The sequence below is a fragment of the Candidatus Sysuiplasma jiujiangense genome (assembly GCA_019721075.1).
Taxonomy (GTDB): domain Archaea; phylum Thermoplasmatota; class Thermoplasmata; order Sysuiplasmatales; family Sysuiplasmataceae; genus Sysuiplasma; species Sysuiplasma jiujiangense.
Window position 1 is genome coordinate 53185 of sequence record JAHEAD010000013.1, and the last position, 17367, is coordinate 70551.

At 53.4% G+C, this 17367-nt stretch carries 13 protein-coding genes; 3 read left to right on the plus strand and 10 right to left on the minus strand.

The genetic code is table 11. The features are described 5' to 3' along the window. Nucleotides 1-483: 483 nt before the first annotated feature. On the minus strand, nt 484-1656 hold the full coding sequence (locus tag KIS29_08260) for an MFS transporter (GenBank protein ID MBX8640312.1): 1173 nt from the start codon (nt 1654-1656) through the stop codon (nt 484-486). A 216-nt stretch (nt 1657-1872) separates the two neighbouring features. Next, nucleotides 1873-3609 (minus strand): DUF2079 domain-containing protein, encoded by a 1737-nt coding sequence (locus KIS29_08265; GenBank protein ID MBX8640313.1) that lies wholly within the window; start codon nt 3607-3609, stop codon nt 1873-1875. Nucleotides 3610-4287: 678 nt separating this feature from the next. Here KIS29_08265 and KIS29_08270 point away from each other — a divergent pair. After that, entirely contained in the window at nt 4288-5025 is a 738-nt protein-coding gene (locus KIS29_08270) for an SDR family oxidoreductase (GenBank protein MBX8640314.1), read from the plus strand. A 68-nt stretch (nt 5026-5093) separates the two neighbouring features. Here KIS29_08270 and KIS29_08275 read toward each other — a convergent pair whose 3' ends face one another. From KIS29_08275 to KIS29_08305, 7 genes are all read right to left on the minus strand, one after another. Next, entirely contained in the window at nt 5094-5705 is a 612-nt protein-coding gene (locus tag KIS29_08275) for a 2,3-diphosphoglycerate-dependent phosphoglycerate mutase (protein ID MBX8640315.1), read from the minus strand. A gap of 124 nt (nt 5706-5829) precedes the next feature. Further along, complete coding sequence (locus KIS29_08280; GenBank protein ID MBX8640316.1) at nt 5830-6153, minus strand: thioredoxin family protein; 324 nt, start codon at nt 6151-6153, stop codon at nt 5830-5832. A gap of 522 nt (nt 6154-6675) precedes the next feature. Then, nucleotides 6676-7872: an aminotransferase class I/II-fold pyridoxal phosphate-dependent enzyme gene (locus KIS29_08285; GenBank protein MBX8640317.1), complete on the minus strand. Its 1197-nt coding sequence runs from the start codon at nt 7870-7872 to the stop codon at nt 6676-6678. A 48-nt stretch (nt 7873-7920) separates the two neighbouring features. Further along, complete coding sequence (locus KIS29_08290; protein MBX8640318.1) at nt 7921-10155, minus strand: tetratricopeptide repeat protein; 2235 nt, start codon at nt 10153-10155, stop codon at nt 7921-7923. After that, entirely contained in the window at nt 10152-11846 is a 1695-nt protein-coding gene (locus KIS29_08295) for a hypothetical protein (GenBank protein MBX8640319.1), read from the minus strand. Before KIS29_08295 ends, KIS29_08290 begins: the two co-directional genes overlap by 4 nt. Nucleotides 11847-11972: 126 nt before the next feature. Further along, nucleotides 11973-13508 carry a tRNA uridine(34) 5-carboxymethylaminomethyl modification radical SAM/GNAT enzyme Elp3 gene (locus tag KIS29_08300; GenBank protein ID MBX8640320.1) on the minus strand — a complete coding sequence of 512 codons (1536 nt, stop codon included), beginning with the start codon at nt 13506-13508 and terminating at the stop codon, nt 11973-11975. A 91-nt stretch (nt 13509-13599) separates the two neighbouring features. Then, the gene (locus KIS29_08305; protein ID MBX8640321.1) at nt 13600-14493 is read right to left on the minus strand and encodes a DUF973 family protein; all 894 of its coding nucleotides are present in this window, start codon (nt 14491-14493) and stop codon (nt 13600-13602) included. A 113-nt stretch (nt 14494-14606) separates the two neighbouring features. Here KIS29_08305 and KIS29_08310 point away from each other — a divergent pair, with 113 nt between their 5' ends. Both KIS29_08310 and KIS29_08315 read left to right on the plus strand, forming a co-directional pair. After that, on the plus strand, nt 14607-15122 hold the full coding sequence (locus KIS29_08310) for an RNA-binding protein (protein MBX8640322.1): 516 nt from the start codon (nt 14607-14609) through the stop codon (nt 15120-15122). A gap of 156 nt (nt 15123-15278) precedes the next feature. Further along, nucleotides 15279-15863, plus strand: a complete 585-nt coding sequence (locus KIS29_08315; GenBank protein MBX8640323.1) for a hypothetical protein — start codon at nt 15279-15281, stop codon at nt 15861-15863. A gap of 279 nt (nt 15864-16142) precedes the next feature. On the opposite strand, the gene KIS29_08320 is transcribed toward KIS29_08315, so the two are convergent. Beyond that, the gene (locus KIS29_08320; protein ID MBX8640324.1) at nt 16143-16973 is read right to left on the minus strand and encodes a dioxygenase; all 831 of its coding nucleotides are present in this window, start codon (nt 16971-16973) and stop codon (nt 16143-16145) included. Nucleotides 16974-17367: the final 394 nt, after the last annotated feature.

Below are 17367 nucleotides of genomic sequence, written 5' to 3' on the forward strand. Positions count from 1 at the left end.
TTCAATTGGACATGCCCAGCAGATTACAGGTCCATAGAAATCAGAATCTTCCTGGGCTTATTCGCCTCCTTTTTCCTGAACCGCGCGCAGGCCGCCGCCTTTAAATGGCCAATAAGGATGGAGATGTCTTCCCGACCTGACCTGAGATGCTATGTAAAGATTGAAACCGAACTCGTTCCCACCGTCTGCCTGCCAGGATGACCGTATCATGCCGGTGACCTTGTGTGACCTTCTCTTTCCTGTGTCCGGACTGCCAGGGAAGCCTGACCTGCTCATTGTATTTCAATTCAGGGAAAGGACACTTATTCGACTTTGTCCGCAAGTGTTACAGGTCATGTTCCAGATGACGCCGGCTGTGCTGTCCGCCATCTCTCTGCGGTGCATTTCATCTCCGCAAGTCCTGAGATCGTGGGGATCTCCATTCAGTCAGGATTCGCGCGACGGCATGCCGCAATCAGCGCTGCTATTCTGCCATCTTCCGGTTCAGTCCTCCTCCGGTCTCATGTTCATGAATCTGGGTAAAACAATGTATGACAGACCGGTCAGCGGGAAGAGCAGTATGCCGACGTACAGCAGCACTTCACTGACAGGGAAATATATCGCGATAAATGAAAAGAGAGCGGCCATTGCAGGAGTGGAGCCGCCCACAAAGATCCGCAGGAAGGCCATGATCTTGCCATATGTCCTTGAGGGTACGATTTTCATCAGTTTAACGTTCAGCGGCAGGTTGATCACGGGCAACAGGAGGCCCAGCAGCAGCGCATCGATTACGTCCGCAACAGCATTCCTGCTAATGCCGAGGACAAGAAACATAGGAGCGAATAGGAGGACCAGAGAGGCGACTGTGAATGGTCTCTGAATACTGTTTTTAAAGAAATTGGCCAGGAATGATCCAAATATTCCGCCGACCGGGATGGACATCACAAACAGGGTGTAGAAGATTGCGTTGGAATGGAGTATGATGTGGAACAGACCTGAGGAGTAGACATCGAGAGCCATGAAAAGGCCGTTCAGAACAAAGGCTATGACGAGAAACCCGACTATCTTCCGGAAGAAAGCAAGCGATGATGCCAGTTCCCCGACAACTCTTGAGTGCCCGCGCCTTGGCATCTCCTCGCTGACCGGCATCGACAGGAGAAGGGAGGCGAGTGCAGTCACAAGAAGCAGGTAGGGAAAAAGACGCGCAAAGTACAGGATCGCCGCTCCACCGAGAGCTGTTCCTGTCAGTGATGCAGCGTATGTTGCTGCAAGGTTAAAGGAATTTGATGCCATGAACTGATCCTCGCTCAGATGCTTCTTGATCGTTGCAGAAAAACTGTCCCCTTTCATTGTCCACCCAACCGTGATTAACACAGTTGAGGAGTACACAACCTGAAGCGTGTAGCCTGTTGTCAGCAAGAGGGGACTCAGCAGGACTATCACTGAGCCGATCATGCCGATGACAGTGCTGTTCATCCTGTCTATCATGTGTCCTACAGGAACGGATACAAGCATTTGGACGACAAGGTATATGGTAGCAACCAGCCCCGCAAGGAATACGGAATGGTATGTCTCAACTATTTCCCACAGGAAGAATACGGTGAAAGCACTGAAGAGGATGCTTACAAGCATCTTGGATACTAGAAACCGAAAGAAGAGGAAGGGTATCTTCGGCATTCAGGCGTCGCATGAAAGCTGCTCCACTTATAAGTATCCGAGAAACCGGAAGTGATGGATTGCCGATTGTACGGATGTCAGGTCTCGGGAAAGGGAGCCGCGATAATTTGTTATTTAACCTGACCTCTCTCTTCGTCCTGTTCAGAATCATGTCCGGGTATAGAAACGGATGGCATGTGTTTTGCCAACTGTTCGCATTGTATGCCAGTTATTCGCCTATCCGGTCTGGATAACCGAGATGACAGTATCATTCAATAACGCGGCCGGCGGAAGCCGTACTGTAACATAGGAATAGGCAGAACTGCAATAGATGCTTACTGAAGCATATGCAGATCCATTGCTGTCTGATATTTTCCAATGCGGATGTGGCAGAATTGTTCCGTCCGTCAGAAGTGCCGGATCTGTAAAACTGCCTCCCGACACCCTCAGCGTATAACTTCCTTCGGCAAGCAGCATCGTGATATTCCTGCCCGTCACGTTTGTGAATAACGGATGAGCGCCGGCCATATCCGGTAGTTGCAGGATGTACGGCGCAAAATATCTTACAGGACCTCCATACCCTCTTTCAAGTATCAGATCGTTGCTGATTTCGGCATAAATGCCGTACCTGCCCGAAGCAAGAAAACTGTCGGCCCAGTAGAGCATATTCCCGCTGTAGTTTCCGAACAGATTCAGTGTCAGAAACCTCGACTGTGCATCCGTAACAACGAACTGGGGCAGGTATGAACCCGAATAAAGGCCGGGCATCGAAAAATTCATACGCTGAGCAAGCTGCGGCATGTTGTTCTGTATCAGAACGGATGCGTTCGGCGGTATTGTTGAAAATACTGCTAGCAACTCCTGCTCCGTCCGCGTAACTGTCGTCTGTGTTCTGAAAGAGTAATTCCCGCTGATGAAAGGCATTGCAGTCCTGCCGTTCAGCGGGGAATAGGGCAGAAACATCGTGCCCGTCACTGATATGGCAATTAGAGATGCTGCTGTCAGTTTGCGCAATGTGCTGCGTGAAATCCTCCTGCCGGACATCAGTTTCCTGAGTCCGAAGACAGCCGCAAGCAGGAGACCGGGAACATAAAGCGAAGGGTACTGGAAATAGAAAGGGATGAAATACGGCGCATAGGTTCCGGCAAGCTCCAGCAGGAAGAACGGGAGCGAGAGCAGAAGCCAGAGCGGAGCCCTCCAGGCAAGGAGTATAAACGGCAGCAGCGAGAGAAACACAAACAGCAGTTTGAACAGTAGTTCGTAGCCGATATAACTGCCCAGTGAGGTTATTTCGAAATGGGCTGGCAGATACTGCAGGACTGTTTCCGTCCCGAATATACCGACTGTCGCCAGAAAAAACAACAGTGGCGCGAGAAAAATGCAGGAATCCAGCCTCCTGTGATCCACTGCCGCTTCGGCATCAGATGCAAACAAACTGTGATTTCGGGACAGCCTGTAATCAAGCAGCAGGACAAGACCGGTGATGGACACTATCAGAGGCGCCATCAGGTCTGTTATCGAGGCCAGACCAAAAAACACCGATGAGAGCGCAAGGTGTCCGCTAAGCCTGAAATAAAGTGCAAAAAAGAGGAATGTCGGCAGCAGCGCCATGAAGTGAAAGTCAAACCAGTTGACTCCGGCCATCGGAAAATAAAGGAGATAGGCCGCCGGCACAATTACCGAGTAGCTTCCGGTTCCCAGTCTTTTTGACAGGTAAAACAGGGGTATTGAACCCAGCCCTATCCATGTGCTCTGGAAGACGAGCAGGGCCGGCTGATAGGGGAAGAGGGCATAGAAAGGGGAAATAAAAAGATATATCAGCTTTTCAGGGACAAACAGAAATTTGCCCCTGAAAACGGACCAGACAAGCTGCGATGAAACGCCAAGGTCAAGTACGTATGTATGCAGGGAGTAATATTTCGAAAGTGTTATCCATGACCATCCGGCCGAATAAGCCAGGAAAAGTCCGATCATTGCAGTGTCCTGTTTCTTCAGTCTGAGAAACAGATTTGCCTGTTTCCATTTTTCCTTAAGGTTAGAGGCATGAACGTGTGCAGAGATGTGGGGTCCTGCAGAAAACGCCCGTTCTTTCCCCGTGTATCACACTCCCCTCAGAGAGCCTGCCCACCATAAACTTCTTCATGTCTATATAATGGGTAACACCTGCTGGCATTTGACGGCGGCTCTCCAGCTCATAGATTTACACTTCCGGTTGGCAGTAACGGCTTGCAACAATCCGGATAAACCGTATCATAAGTGCACCGGGCATACGCCTGCACACGCTTTTGAAAACAGGAAGCATGGATGGAACCGGATTTTCCCCCCACCCTGTCATGCAGACCGTTTGCATCCGTGCGCCGCTATTGCCGCGTTGTGCTGAAAATGTTTATGGGAGCAGTTGCGCGACACTGCGCACCTACGATCGGACGGCTATTCTGTTGCAGCGCGAAGGTTTTGATCCGCCCTCGATTCTTTCTCTCTTAGCTCTCTTCTGTTGATTGAATTCATTCCCTCTCGGCACAACCGGTACTGCCGGCATCACCAGTCGGCATGCGTGTGTCATGGTGTTCCCTGCTCTTATGCGCATTTTCCCGCGTAGTGACAGTTGTTCTTCGGTAAAAGTATTAAAAAACATTTTTCCATGTCGGTCAGATGACGAAAAAATTTGTTCTTGTGACGGGCTCATCCGGCGGACTGGGAAGCGCAATAGCGGTAGAACTTGCAAAAAATGGATGGAACGTAGCCCTGCACTACAACCGCAGCAGGGATGGCGCCGAAAGAACAGCAAAGGAATGCATGGAGGCCGGTGCGGATGTCCGTACTTACCAGGCTGACCTGTCAAAGAGCATCGGACTCGACAGTATTTCGGGCAGAATCAGGGAGGACGGTCTGGAACTTGGCGGCATAGTCAATAATTCAGGAACCGGAAGACCGGGGTCGGCGCTTGATATTGCGGACGAAGCATGGGATGAGGTGCAGAGCGTAAATATCCGCGCGCCGGTCCTTCTCACCAGGAGGTTGGTACCTCTTATCAGGGGAGAAGGTGCCGTCGTGAACATAAGCTCTGCAGCCGGCATTCGTGCAGGTCTTTCGGCCGTTGCATATGAGGCAGGGAAGGCGGCGCTCATACACGCAACAAGGTCGATGGCTGTTTCATTTGCTCCAAGGATAAGAGTGAACAGCGTTGCACCCGGTTACGTCAGAACAAACATTAACAGGAAAAAGCTTGATGACCCGCGCATCCTAGAAGTTATACTCAAAAGGACTCCCGCGGGACGACTCGGTCTTCCGGAGGATGTTGCAAAGGCGGTCAGATTCCTGATGTCTGACGACGCCTCATTCATAACGGGCGAAACACTCGTGGTCGACGGCGGAATAACACTTTCCTGAAGCGCTGCTTTCAGCCTTCAGGCGCATCAATCGCCTCCCGTACGCCTGAAGAGTGTTGCAGTTATCCGTCATTTCAATTCCGTCTTCCCTCTGACAGTGTTTTCTCCGTCCACTTCGTATACGAGCGGTACGCCTGTCTGTATCTCAATTCCGGGAATCACCTCGGCCGGTATCTTTTCCAGATACATGACAATCGATCGCAGGCTGTTGCCGTGTGCGACAACAAGCACATTCTTTCCAGAATTGATGTCGGTCAGTATGCAGTTCCTGAAGAACGGAATCGTCCTCTTCTGCGTATCTTCGAGGCTTTCGCCGTTCATCGGTCTCACACTGTAGCTCCTCCTCCAGCGTTTCACCTGTTCATCTCCGTAAACGGCTGCAGCTCCCGCCTTGTTGAGCCCCTGGAGATCGCCGTAATTCCTTTCATTAAGATGTTCATCCCTGATCACTGGAATGTCAACGTTCATTTCGCGGAGGACTATCTCCAGCGTCCCGACGGCCCGGCTCAGGACACTTGTGTATGCAACATGATAGGCCGTGCCGCTCTCCCTCAGCTTCGAGCCCGCTGCCTTCGCCTCCTCCATTCCATGTTCCGTGAGCGGCACGTCCACCCAGCCGGTAAATCTGTTCTCCCTGTTCCAGAGCGACTCGCCGTGCCTTAAAAGGCAGAGATATGCCATGTGTAAGGCACACGGCAGTCCTGCTTATTAAGGAAAACCGTATTGCCGGCTTTCCTGCGACGCAAGCATCCTGCCTTGCCCGTGATGGGCAAGAGCGCATCAGGGGGCGCTTCAGTGAGCGGCGCTACCTTCCCCTGAGTTCGGCAAAAAGGCTGCTTTTCCTGAGCTGTTCAACGGCTCTCTTCGTGAATTCAACGCCTTCGGAAAAGCCTGTCATTATATGGCTGATGTTTCCGTTCCTGTATTCGAAGAAGACCTGCGGTATTATGTAGTCCGGGGCCCAGTCCCCGTATCTTCTCACGATGCTGTCAGCCTCATTCTCCTTCACATCGATGTCGAGCAGCGTCAGTTCGGCGTTCAGTTCCTTTGCCATTTCCGTCATGGGCTCGACTGTCGTGGGAACGCAGTGCGGGCACCAGTTTGCGTAGACCACTATCACCCTCTTCACCCCGTCGGCCGCCCTTCCCCCGCCTTTGCAGTCTTCGCATCTTGCAGGTTCCCTGCTGTATGCCTGCGTGAAGAGTTTGCCGCATGACACACACCTGTAGAGCGTAATCCTGTCAGTCTCTCCGGACATTCCACGCCTGTAATTCTGATTCCAGTATGCCTCCCTGAGAACGGTGTTCCCTGAACTTGTCCCCTCAATCCCGAGTTCCCACGGGTGTCTCGTTGCCACCCTTATGTCCTCGTCCCGGATGTCTGCAGCACCGTTGAAGAGGCCGTCGACGAAGTTTCTCAGCCCTGCGGCATCCGCCTGGCTGCCGTACATTATGATCTTTGAAACATAACCGCCGCTGCAGGCATAGCATGCCGTGTCGTCCCTGATGAAATGGTGCGTGGCCGGCGATTCGCAGTGATTGTAGCATTTCGTGTTTTCGGTGAGATGCATCTCCACAGTTTTCCTGATACTGTCGCTCATGACAGCTTTCTATGTCTTCCGCCGTTATTAGAATTGCTGTTCCCCGTGCTTTCATCGCGCTGCGTGCAGCGCATGCTCCAGTCCGTCCATGGCCTTCTCCATCACTTCCCTTGGGGGAAGAAACACCGACCTGAAATGCATCCTCCCGTATTCGCTGTCAAATCCAGAACCGTTTACGAACAGCACATGCCCCCTGTCGAGCACATGCAGCACAAACTCCATGTCATTTTTCCAGTTCCCGCTTTCTATCTTGGGAAATATGTAAAACGCGCCCCGCGGCTTTGTCACCGAGAGGCCGTCCATTTCATTAATCCGCTTCACCGCATAATTTCTTCTTTCTGCAAGCTGCCTTACCATCTCCCTTACGTGCGTCTGCGGTCCGTTGAGCGCCGCAATCATTGCCCTCTGTGCGGGATTGCTTGCGCAGAGGCGCGCCCTGACCTGTTTCAGGAAAGCCTCCCTGAAGCCGGACAGCATTTCGCCTGCATCACGGAATATCGCGTATCCCACACGCCAGCCCGTTACCAGGTAGCTCTTGGAGAAGCCGTTGAGTATCAGCATGGGAATGTCCCTGGAAACGGAGGACGGCGAGACATGTTTCCCCTCGTAAACAAGCATATCGTAGATCTCGTCGGAAATGACAGGCAGGCCGTGCTCCCCCGCTATGTCGCATATCTCCCTGAGATCCTTCTCGCTCCAGACGGCACCCGTCGGATTGTTGGGACTGACGATCAGTATTGCCTTTGTCCCCGCGCCTATCTTTGAACGCAGGTCTGCCGTGTCAGGCCTCCAGCCCTCCTCCTCTATTGTCCTGTAGGGTACAGCCTTTCCACCGAAATATTTTGTAACGGACGAGTACGGCGGATACGTCGGACCCGGCACGAGCAGCTCGTCTCCGCTGTCAATAAGTGCCCCGAGTGCCAGCTGAATTCCCTCAGTTATTCCGGCCGTTACCACAACGTCCTCAGGTTCCACCCTGTTGCCGTTCTTCCTCCCTTCCCTTTCGCAGATGGCCTGACGCAGCTCAGGGTCGCCTTCCGAATCGCCGTAACCGTTGTAACCGTCCAGTACCGCGTCGAACAGTGCTCTCTTGATGTGCTCCGGCGTGTCAAAATCATAGGCGTCAGGATCTCCTATGTTCATTCTGATGACTTCCGTCCCCTCCTTCTCCAGTTTCCTGGCGGGAAGGACAATATCTCTTATTGCATACTCCATTCCGGATGCCCTTGAAGTCGCCCTGATCTTCATGGAGGACCCTTAAGGCGGGCATGATAAAATATTATCACACTGTCCGCCTCAGGCGCCCCGTGCCATCAGCCTGTTCACTTTCCTGAGGGCACGGACTGCCGGGGAGTAGCCCGAATCAAGCGAAAGGGCATTCTCAAACTGCTCTTTTGCATCCGCCAGATTTCCGGACAGCGCCAGAACGGTTCCGAGTCCGGTGGCCGTCAATGCGCTTTTTTCAAGATCCGCCGCAGCCCTCATCTCTCTCGCAGCCTCCGCGTACCTGCCGTTCTCCATCAGCATCATGGCCAGATTGTAGCGGTGCTGCCACAGCCGATCGTTCTTCAGGCGTGAAAGGAGTTCGGCGGCGAGAGCCCTGTCGCCCCTGAGATAAAGTGCTATTGCACGGTTGTTCTCTTCCGCCGGGTTCCTGAACGCTATCCCCGTGTAAAGATCGAGTGCCTCCTGGTAATTCCCCGAACGCATCTGCAGAATGCCGAGGCAGTTTGCCGCAATACTGCTGTTTCCGCCGCATTTCCTCAGAATTCTTGCTCCTTTCGAGTATCTGCCAAGCATCAGGTAGGCGGCTCCGGCGAGTTCCATCCCCGTCCGCTCCGGCAGCGACAGGCACAGCGGGATGGTTTGCTCAAACCTGGACTGCCTGAACAGGGAGGAAATAAGCCTGTATTTCCATTCCTCCGCGTCCCCTGCCGCTATTCTCTGTTCCGCTATATTTGCGGCGAGGCCGAAGTCTCCGCTCTGATATGCGAATTTCTCGGCAACCGCTGCGGAAACAGTGCTGCCTGACTGCTCCACGAAGTTTCCTTCCCGCAGGATCCTTCCGAGTGCTGCCTCCGCCTCCGCTGTCTTAATCCTGCTCAGCAGGAAGAGCGCCTGATGCCTCCGCTCGCCATCGGCAAATTCCCTGCTGAAAATATCGCAGATCTCTTCAGATGTCAGCCTTGATGCGCTCTGCGCCGTAAGCCCTGCCGCCCTGTTTTCCACCGCATGTGCATGCGAGCCGCCGCTTTCCGCCGCTTCCGCCGGGCCTTGAGCCGCTGCAGCGGCGGCAACGGATTCCTCCTGAACGGCGCCTGGTCCTTCGGCCTGTTTTCTGATCTCCTCAAGCGTCTGCACTGCAATTTCGTTTTCCCTGTCTATTTCCAGAGCCCGTTTCGAATATGCTTCAGCCTCCCTGAGATCTCCCTGCCTGAGGTATAGTGAGGCTACGACGCCGATGACGGCCGCCTCCTCCCTCATCTCCAGGTACTTCTTCAGTGTTTCAATCGCGCCCGGCATGTTCTGTTCCGCGAGTATCAGCCCCCTGGTTCTGATTGCACGTTCGTCCGAGGGGTTCCTTGAAATTATGCCGTCGAGCAGTGCGATTGCCCTGCCTGTTTCGCCGGTTCCGTAATACGCAAGTGAAAGATTGCGCAGCAGATCCGGATCATGGGGCGAATACCTGAGCGCCCTTTCATAGACGCGGGCCGCTTCGCCGGGCCTTCCCATGTTCTGAAGAGCAACGCCCTTGTTCTGAAGCGCCCGTCTGTGCATCGGATCAATTTTCAGTATCATGTCGTAGCATTCGATTTCGCCGGCATAATCCCCCTTCTGATAAAGTGCCGAGGCCTTCCCGAACCAGTTGTCGGCGTTCCTGCCGTTGAGTGTTATCGCCCTGTCAAACTGATCAGCCGACTCGTCATTTCTGCCTTCCCTGAGATAGACCAGACCGCGCAGCCTGTAAACCTCCTCGGAACCGGGTTTGAAATCTGCGAGGAGATCAAGCGTCTTGATGACCTCGCCGAAGTCACCTGCATCGAATCTCCCTCTCGCGTACATCATCATGTCCCTGAAGCGCCTCTCTTTCTCGTCTCCCTTTCCGCCTCTGCCCGCGGCTGCAGCCGCATTACGCCTGTCTTCCGTGTAGTCTGCCGTTTTCGACGCGAGTCTGACGAATGCCTCTCCCGTCACGGCTCTGTCAACTGCCGCCCTGTCAAAGTCCAGTTTTTCTGCTGACAGAACGATGACAGTCCTGCCTTTCCTCTTCTCCCTCCTTGCAGCGGCAGCAATACGGCGCATGTTGGCCCTGATGCCGGGAAGAAGGCAGATGACAGAGCAGTTCTTTCCCCCGCTTTCTCCGGTGAGGACGAAGCTCTCGTCATGGAACACCCTGTTCTGCACCCTGACGCCCAGAAGGGCGGCGGCGGAAGTGCATACAGAGACAAAACCGTCAAACGGCATATGCGAAAGGACCTCGGCAGCCTCAGCGGCACTGCCGTTACGGGCAGATGTATCCGAGATGCTCAACCCTTCCCTGCCTCCCTTATCAGCTGTGCAAAATAGCGCCTCTCCTTTGCTTTGCCGAGTTCGGCCGCAAGCGCCAGGCCGGCCTTTGCCAGCCTGAGATTTGTTGCATCTTCGCCGACCGCTGTCCTGATCAGTTCCAGTGCCTCCGCACCCCTGTTCAGGGAACGCAGCTCGGCGGATATGAGCCATGCAGTCGCGGGCCAGAGAAATGTTTCTTCGCGGAAGAGTCTGAGCGCATCTGAATGGTCACCGGAGCGGGACATCATCATTCCCTTTCTGATCAGCGCGGTGCTGTTGTGCCCGTTGATCCTGAGGGCATCATCATATGCTCGCAGTGCGCCTGCGATGTCGCCCTTTTCCTCGAGCGCCATTCCTAACGCCGAAAATGTCTCGTCTGTCCATTCGTCCGCAGGCGTGACATTGATGCACTGCATCGCAGCGCCCCACATTCCAAGACTCAGATAAAATACTGAAATAAGGTTTGCACCGGACTGGATGTCGCCCACCAGCTTCTGCTGTTCCCTCAGTTCCCTTTCCCTGTCGGCAAGGCCGTACTGCGCGCATATGTTCAGCTTGAAGATAAATGCGGCTGACGACTTCGCATTGACGATTTCGCCGTCGGCAAGCTGCAGTGCCATGCCCCATTTTCCTTCATGCCAGGCAAAAACAGATTTGGCGAGATCCGCATTCTCTGTTATGCCCCTGCGCAGGCACAGTTCAACGGCTTCATGCGCCTTCTCCCAGTCCTTCAATCTCAGCGCTGCAGTGACAGCGCCGACGAGGTCATCGCCATCGGACGGAAATCCGCCTACTTTGAGCAGATAGCCGGAAAGTGCCTCCTGATAGCGTCCTGAAAGCATATCGACCTTCGCCCTCTTCAGCAGAAGCACTCCTTCCTCAGCGGATGCGCTGTCTTCCGTTTCCATGCTGGCATTCTGCTCCTCTGCCTGCGCTGGTCTGGAAGGTGCGGTCGCCTTCAGGTAATGCGTCCTTTCCTGTATCCGGCTGATTGCCGATTCCATATTCCTTATGCGCGATTTCAGCGCTTCGACCATGGGAAGAAGATTCTCTACGGCTGTCCCGGTTGCGCTCACAGCCGGCGTTTCGAGGCTGACGCTTGCTTTATTGTCAACGGAAGGAATTTGCGCAGAACCTGTTGCACCGGCGGAGAGCCTGCTTTCCCAGTAGGAAGCTTTCTCCACAAGGGCTCTCTTCCTGCTTTCCGAGAACCCCTCGGGAGCGAGTGGCAGGTAGAACAGCCTGGCTGCCGCCGTGTAAAGCGTTGACATGCCGCGATAGAATGAGTCATCCGCCAGGTGCGGAAAGGTTTGCTCGTAGCTTTCAAGTCTTTCCAGCAGTTTCGACACGTGCCCGAATGCAGGCAGTGCGAAATGCTCCTTCTCCCCAAGGCGCATGTGGTCAAGTATGCCGGTCATTACCGCAATCGCCGTCCTGTAACCGTCCTCCGTGTCGGGCAGGGAGGAAATAAAACTGTCAAACGGCTCAACGCCTTCTGTCAGGACGATGTCTCCGTCCGTAAGAACAGCTGCCAGCAGGCCAATAGACTGCAGCCTGAAGTAGCCGTCATCCTCCTCAGCAGTGTACCATCCGTCCCCGAGGTTGCTGTATGCACAGGAGGTGCATATCGCATCCCCGCCGAATGTTTCATCTCCACAAAGCAGGCAGCTCATCGATATTCCTCTTCCAGCCTCAATTTATTCCCGGTGTGATTACAGTGACTCAGCGGTTTATTATCGGCATGGTGCTTAATAATTATTCCAACTGAATTTCAATAAGAATAAAAAGCCGGCTGCGTCTCAAAGCTGTTTTCCGAGATAGAAGGAGTCATTGCAGTATCCGAGCTTTCTGTAATATTCCCTCACTCCGACACCGCTGGTTACCCTTATGCTTCTGTAACCTGCATCCCTTGATATCGACTCGGCCTCCTCAACCAGTCTCATTCCATAGCCCCTGTGCTGCCAGTCCGGGCCATGCCCTTCCCCGACAGGAACGACCCTCCCGAATACCTTCAGCTCCCTTATATACGACGGACCTGTCTCCGGCAGCCTCAGCCGAAGGTAGCCTACAATCGCATCGTCACATTCGAACGATATGAAATGCTCTGTACCGAGGCTTGCCTCATATTTCATGTATTTGAGATCAACATTTCCGCGCCTTATTTCGTCCTCCGCAATACCCAGATGACCGACCTCCCTGCACCTGATGCAGTTGCAGCGCCATCCTCTCCTCTCCATCTCGTCACGCACCAGTTCCCTGAGGTTGCTCTTCTTCACGCCTGCGCTTATCATCGGTGCCGGTATGTCTCTCTGTATTCTCTGGATTCTGACATACTTCGGTATGTCCCTCTTCACTTCGGCCAGCAGCCTGACCGCCTTTTCCAGCGTATACTCCTCGTACAGTCCCTTCCGGTGCATTTCATGCAGCGGCGTCCCCTCGATTATCAGTGTGGGGTATATTTTCAGCATATCCGGCCTGAAATCGCTGTCCGAAAACAGGCGGGTGAAATTTTCCAGCTCCATTTTATCCGTCATTCCCGGCAGTCCAGGCATCATGTGGTAGCCCACCTTCATACCGCTGTCCTTCACCCTCCGGGTGGCCTCAATCGTGCTCCCGACGTCGTGCGCCCTGTTTGCCCTTTTCAGTATTTCGTCAAATATGCACTGCACGCCGATTTCGACCCTTGTGGTGCCCAGCCTCAGCGAAAGCTCTATCTGTTTCCGGCTGAGCTGATCAGGCCTTGTTTCCACCGTCATTCCTATGCATCTGTTGGCGCCCTTCTCATTGGCGGCATGCGCCTCCTCTATGGATTTCGAATCGAAACCGTTCATTGCATCAAATGCCCTTCTGATGAACCACTCCTGGTACTCCTCAGTCCTTGCAGTGAATGTTCCGCCCATAATGATGAGGTCAATCTTGTTTGTGGAGTGCCCTATCGCGTTCAGCTGCTCAATTCTCGATTTCGCCTGCCTGTAGGGGTCGAAATCGTTCATTCCCGCTCTCCTCGCCGCGGGCTCCTTGCCGGTGTACGCCTGGGCCGAATTGTTGTCAACCCCTCCGGGGCAGTATATGCATGTCCCGTGAGGGCAGGTGTAGGGCGATGTCATTATTGCAACAGACGCTATACCGCTGATTGTCCTAGACGGCTTGAGCCTCACTATCGGCAGGACCTTTTCGAATATTTCAGGAGGCGTTCTGCTGAGTATGTCCGAATTCGGTGGTATGGATTCCAGGCTGTATTTTCTGCAGAGCTGGATCTTCCGCCGCTCGAACGACTGCGCATCCGTTATTCTGTCGGACCTTATGTCCTCCATGAGTTCGCTGTAATAGTCCACGGACCGCAATTGCGTCTCACAGTATTTTAACCCAATTGTCCTGCGTCCGCCGGCAGCCGCTTCAGTCTGACAGGACGTCTCCCGGAAATCATTACTGTTTTCTCCTCTGGAATTTCCTGATCAGGGAGGATGACGACGCGTAAACCAGAATTGCACCGACGACGGACAGGAACGGTATCAGATACATCACCGCCGCCACCTTGAAGCCGTCGTCTCTGTATCTTGTGCCCAGTCTCCATATTCCAAGCAGCAGACCGATGAGTCCCAGAAGCAGGAAGACCACGAGCACCAGCAGCATTGCAATCAGAAGTATCAGTCCTCCGGGAGTGTTAAAAAGTCCGGGTACGGCTGAAAACAAAACCACTCCCGCTGCTGCGATTACGCCAATTATCATGAGCATGACGAGTTTTGCCGGCGTCGTGAACCTGCTGTCCGTTCCGGACAGTATGCTGAATGCGGACCACGCAAGAAAAATTGAATAAATCTCCAGCGCCAGTTCGGCTATGGCGGCAAATCCTACAGCGATTGTCAATCCGCCAATCAGACCAGTCCTTCCCGGACCGAAAAAAAGCGGGAAACTCAACCCGGCCGTTGACAGCAGCACCATCGATGCCGCAAGTTCTATCATTCCGATCAGTCCGAAGAGTTTCATCTTGCGAAGCACGCTGAAATCAGCATCTGACGGCGGGATCGCGACGAACCGGCCGTCCGGAGACACATTCGCATAACTGCTGTTTCCGTACCCCTGCGCCGGAGAGACTGCAGCGGCCTCCGGAACAGGTGCCGCAGACCCCGGCCCCGGCCGGACAATTACGGCTCCGCATGCGGGACAGAGGGCAACAGACGTCTTTGGCAGCTGTTTGCCGCACGACTGACAGTAGCGCACGCTGTCTTCCAGTTTGCTTCCGCAGTTTTTGCAGAATGACGAACCGGGTCCGTTCACAGTTCCGCAACTGCTGCAGTTTATCTCTCCGACGACAGGCATCCTGCAGTCTATTGACGTGCTTCTTTATTAAATGTGTCAGCCTGATCCTGCATGCCGGAATAGCACAGATCTCGAAACGGTTAACTGGAGGTCAGACAATCCGGTTGCATATCATGGCGGATGAACTGAGAATAAGGAGAAGGCACAGACTCAGGCAGAAAGAGATTTCATCCCTCGCTTCTGACCTGGATGGAAAATTCGGAACGGTGACATTTTCGGATGCCGATCCTGTCGAAATGGCCGAAGTTTACGGCCTTGAACAGAAAGTCTACATACTGAACAATGAGATCATTGCAATCGACATTGAGAATTCGCCCTTCCTCTCTCTCAACGGGCTGCTCAGATTCGGCTCAACCCGTCTCTATCTCACTGTGGATTCCGGCGCTGTCAAATTTGTGGTCAACGGAGCTGATATCATGGGACCGGGCGTCCTGGACGGGGACAGAAACATTACAAAGGGCCAGACGGTCTGGATACGTGAGGAGAAATACGGAAGGCCCCTCGCAATAGGCAGGTGCATCGTGGACAGCTCACTCTTCGGAAGAAAAGAGAAGGGAAAATATGCCGAATCACTCTTTCATGTCGGAGACAGGCTCTGGAAGCTGAATGAGGCGATAAGCAGACAGTGATGCGCCGGCGGCGAAACAAAATCCCATCAGGCGGATGCAGCTCATTTTTGGAGGCTTGGCGTATCCGTCTCTGAACGTGATGTATTTAATAGAATAAGCAGTCAGGTAAGCGCAGGGCTGTGAATTGAATTGAAACCTGGAATCAGGCGTCATGGCATGAGAATTATAGGACTCGGCGCCTTCCTGATAGGTCTTGCTTTCATGCTTGCCGCTTTCAGCGATATCTTTCTGTTTCCTGTCAATGCTCTCGCAGGCGACCTGCTGGCGATCGCAGGCGTTGCGCTTGTGATTGTTGAATCATGGGCGCTCGGAACGGAGCAGAGGCGGAACGTACTGCTTGGCATGGCACTGTATGTTTTTGCCCAGCTGCTGGGATTTCTGACCGGAGTCAGGACAGTGTCACAGTCCCTCTCCCTTTCTGTAGTCGCAGCTGGACCGTCGGCTGTCGCCGCCCCGCCGGCATCGCTTCTTGCCTTCATGGTCATGGCCATGATCGTGAATTCACTGGTTTACATGTCATTTTTCCTCTTCCTGCATCGTATTTCATCCGGAGAGCACAGGGCACTGCTGTGGCTGGGACTCCTTGGCGGGCTTTTCATCTCGATCATAATAATTCCGCTTGGAGATATACTGAATTTCTACAGCATAGGCGGTGTCGGAGCTGTCCTGTCAATTCTGAAAGGAATTGTCAATATAGTTTTCGGCGTATCCTACATCATTACCGGCGTCTATCTGAAATAAAAAATCGTTTTGTAATTTCGAACTGAAGAAACCGCTGCCGGCCGGCGGGATGAGATCGGGCGGGGGCATTCAACCTGTGAGCCGGCTGTGCCTTAAGCTGCAGGCAGGATCTATCTGGGCAGGTGCACATAACCCACAGCGGGAGACGGGAAAACGGCACTAGTTCAGTCTATTTCGATGACCCGGATGGAAAATCTGCTGCCGCCATAAAACGTCTTCCCGCGTTGACTTTGGGCATTTGAAGGAATTAATGTGTGTCATCCGACAAAGCATTTGAAATCAGCGGTTTGCCGTAATGAATTCGATTACGTTGTTTGAGGTGTATGTTGCAATGCGTGTTGCAGAAAGCACGTTTGCATGCACTTCCGTATTGCTCAGTGCACCAAGGAGAAGCATCAGTGTTCTCAGTCCAGCCTCCGGTCCGGCCTCATTTCGTCCGGACGCCATGGATTTTATGGCTTCAACATCCATCGTGCTCAATGCCTCTCCGATGTGCTTAAGAAAGATTTCCCCTTCCGGCCATTCGTCGTGCAGCTCAAAGGAGGTAATGAGATCCATTCTGTGCAGTAGGGCACCCGTGGCAAGGATTGCAATCCTCCCGCTGTAACCATCCAGGGCGTGTGCTATCGAAATACCGGAACTGTAGTGCTCCTCAGCAGAAAGACCTGTTATTGAAAGAGGGACGACGGGAACATTCCTTTCTGGAAGCAGATAATGCAGCGGGACCCAGTGACCGTGGTCCAGCCCGCGCCCTCCGGTGAGCTCTGCCTGAAATCCATCCCTGACAAGAGAATCGGCAATCGCCTTTGCCAGCTCCGGCTCACCCGCCGCATCGTACCTGAAACTGTAAAAGTTTGGCGGAAATCCGTAATAGTCCTGAATGCAGGGAAGTTTTTTGGAGCCATCAATCAGAAATCTGCCACCCGTGTACCAGTGAGGAGAAATTGCAATCACTGCATCCGGTTTCACTTTACGGATATTTTCAGAACATGCTTCCAGAGCTTCCACAACCTTTCTTTCCCTTTCCTCAAAGGAGTCAAAGATGCCTCTGCCCAGCGTCAGCAGGTCAGGCCCATGAGAGGAAAAAATAGCGTAGACAATTTTGCCCATACTCATCTCATCCCTGTCTCTTTACGACATGACGGAGGAAGGAATGCCGGCAGAGAGTGCCTGTTCAGCATGCCGTAAATGTCTACGGCCGTATATATTACCGGCAGTTGAAGAGCATATCAGCGGACAGCGAAATCTCAATGCCGGATGCATCGTTTCTCCCCTGGTGAGACGGAAAGTCCGGCGAACTTCATGACGGTGTCCCGTGGCTGCGTCCTGGCTTCAGTGAAGTGTTGCGTGAGACCCGTCCCTGCGCCGGAAAGAATCTGCGTCTAATGGCAGAACAGCCCTGTCAGCTTTGGGACAAAATTACTGTTCGGTCCCTTTCAGCATTTCCGGATGTGTGTACGTGAGGTAGCAGCACTGCCTCACATTGTGCACATCCGCCTTCAGA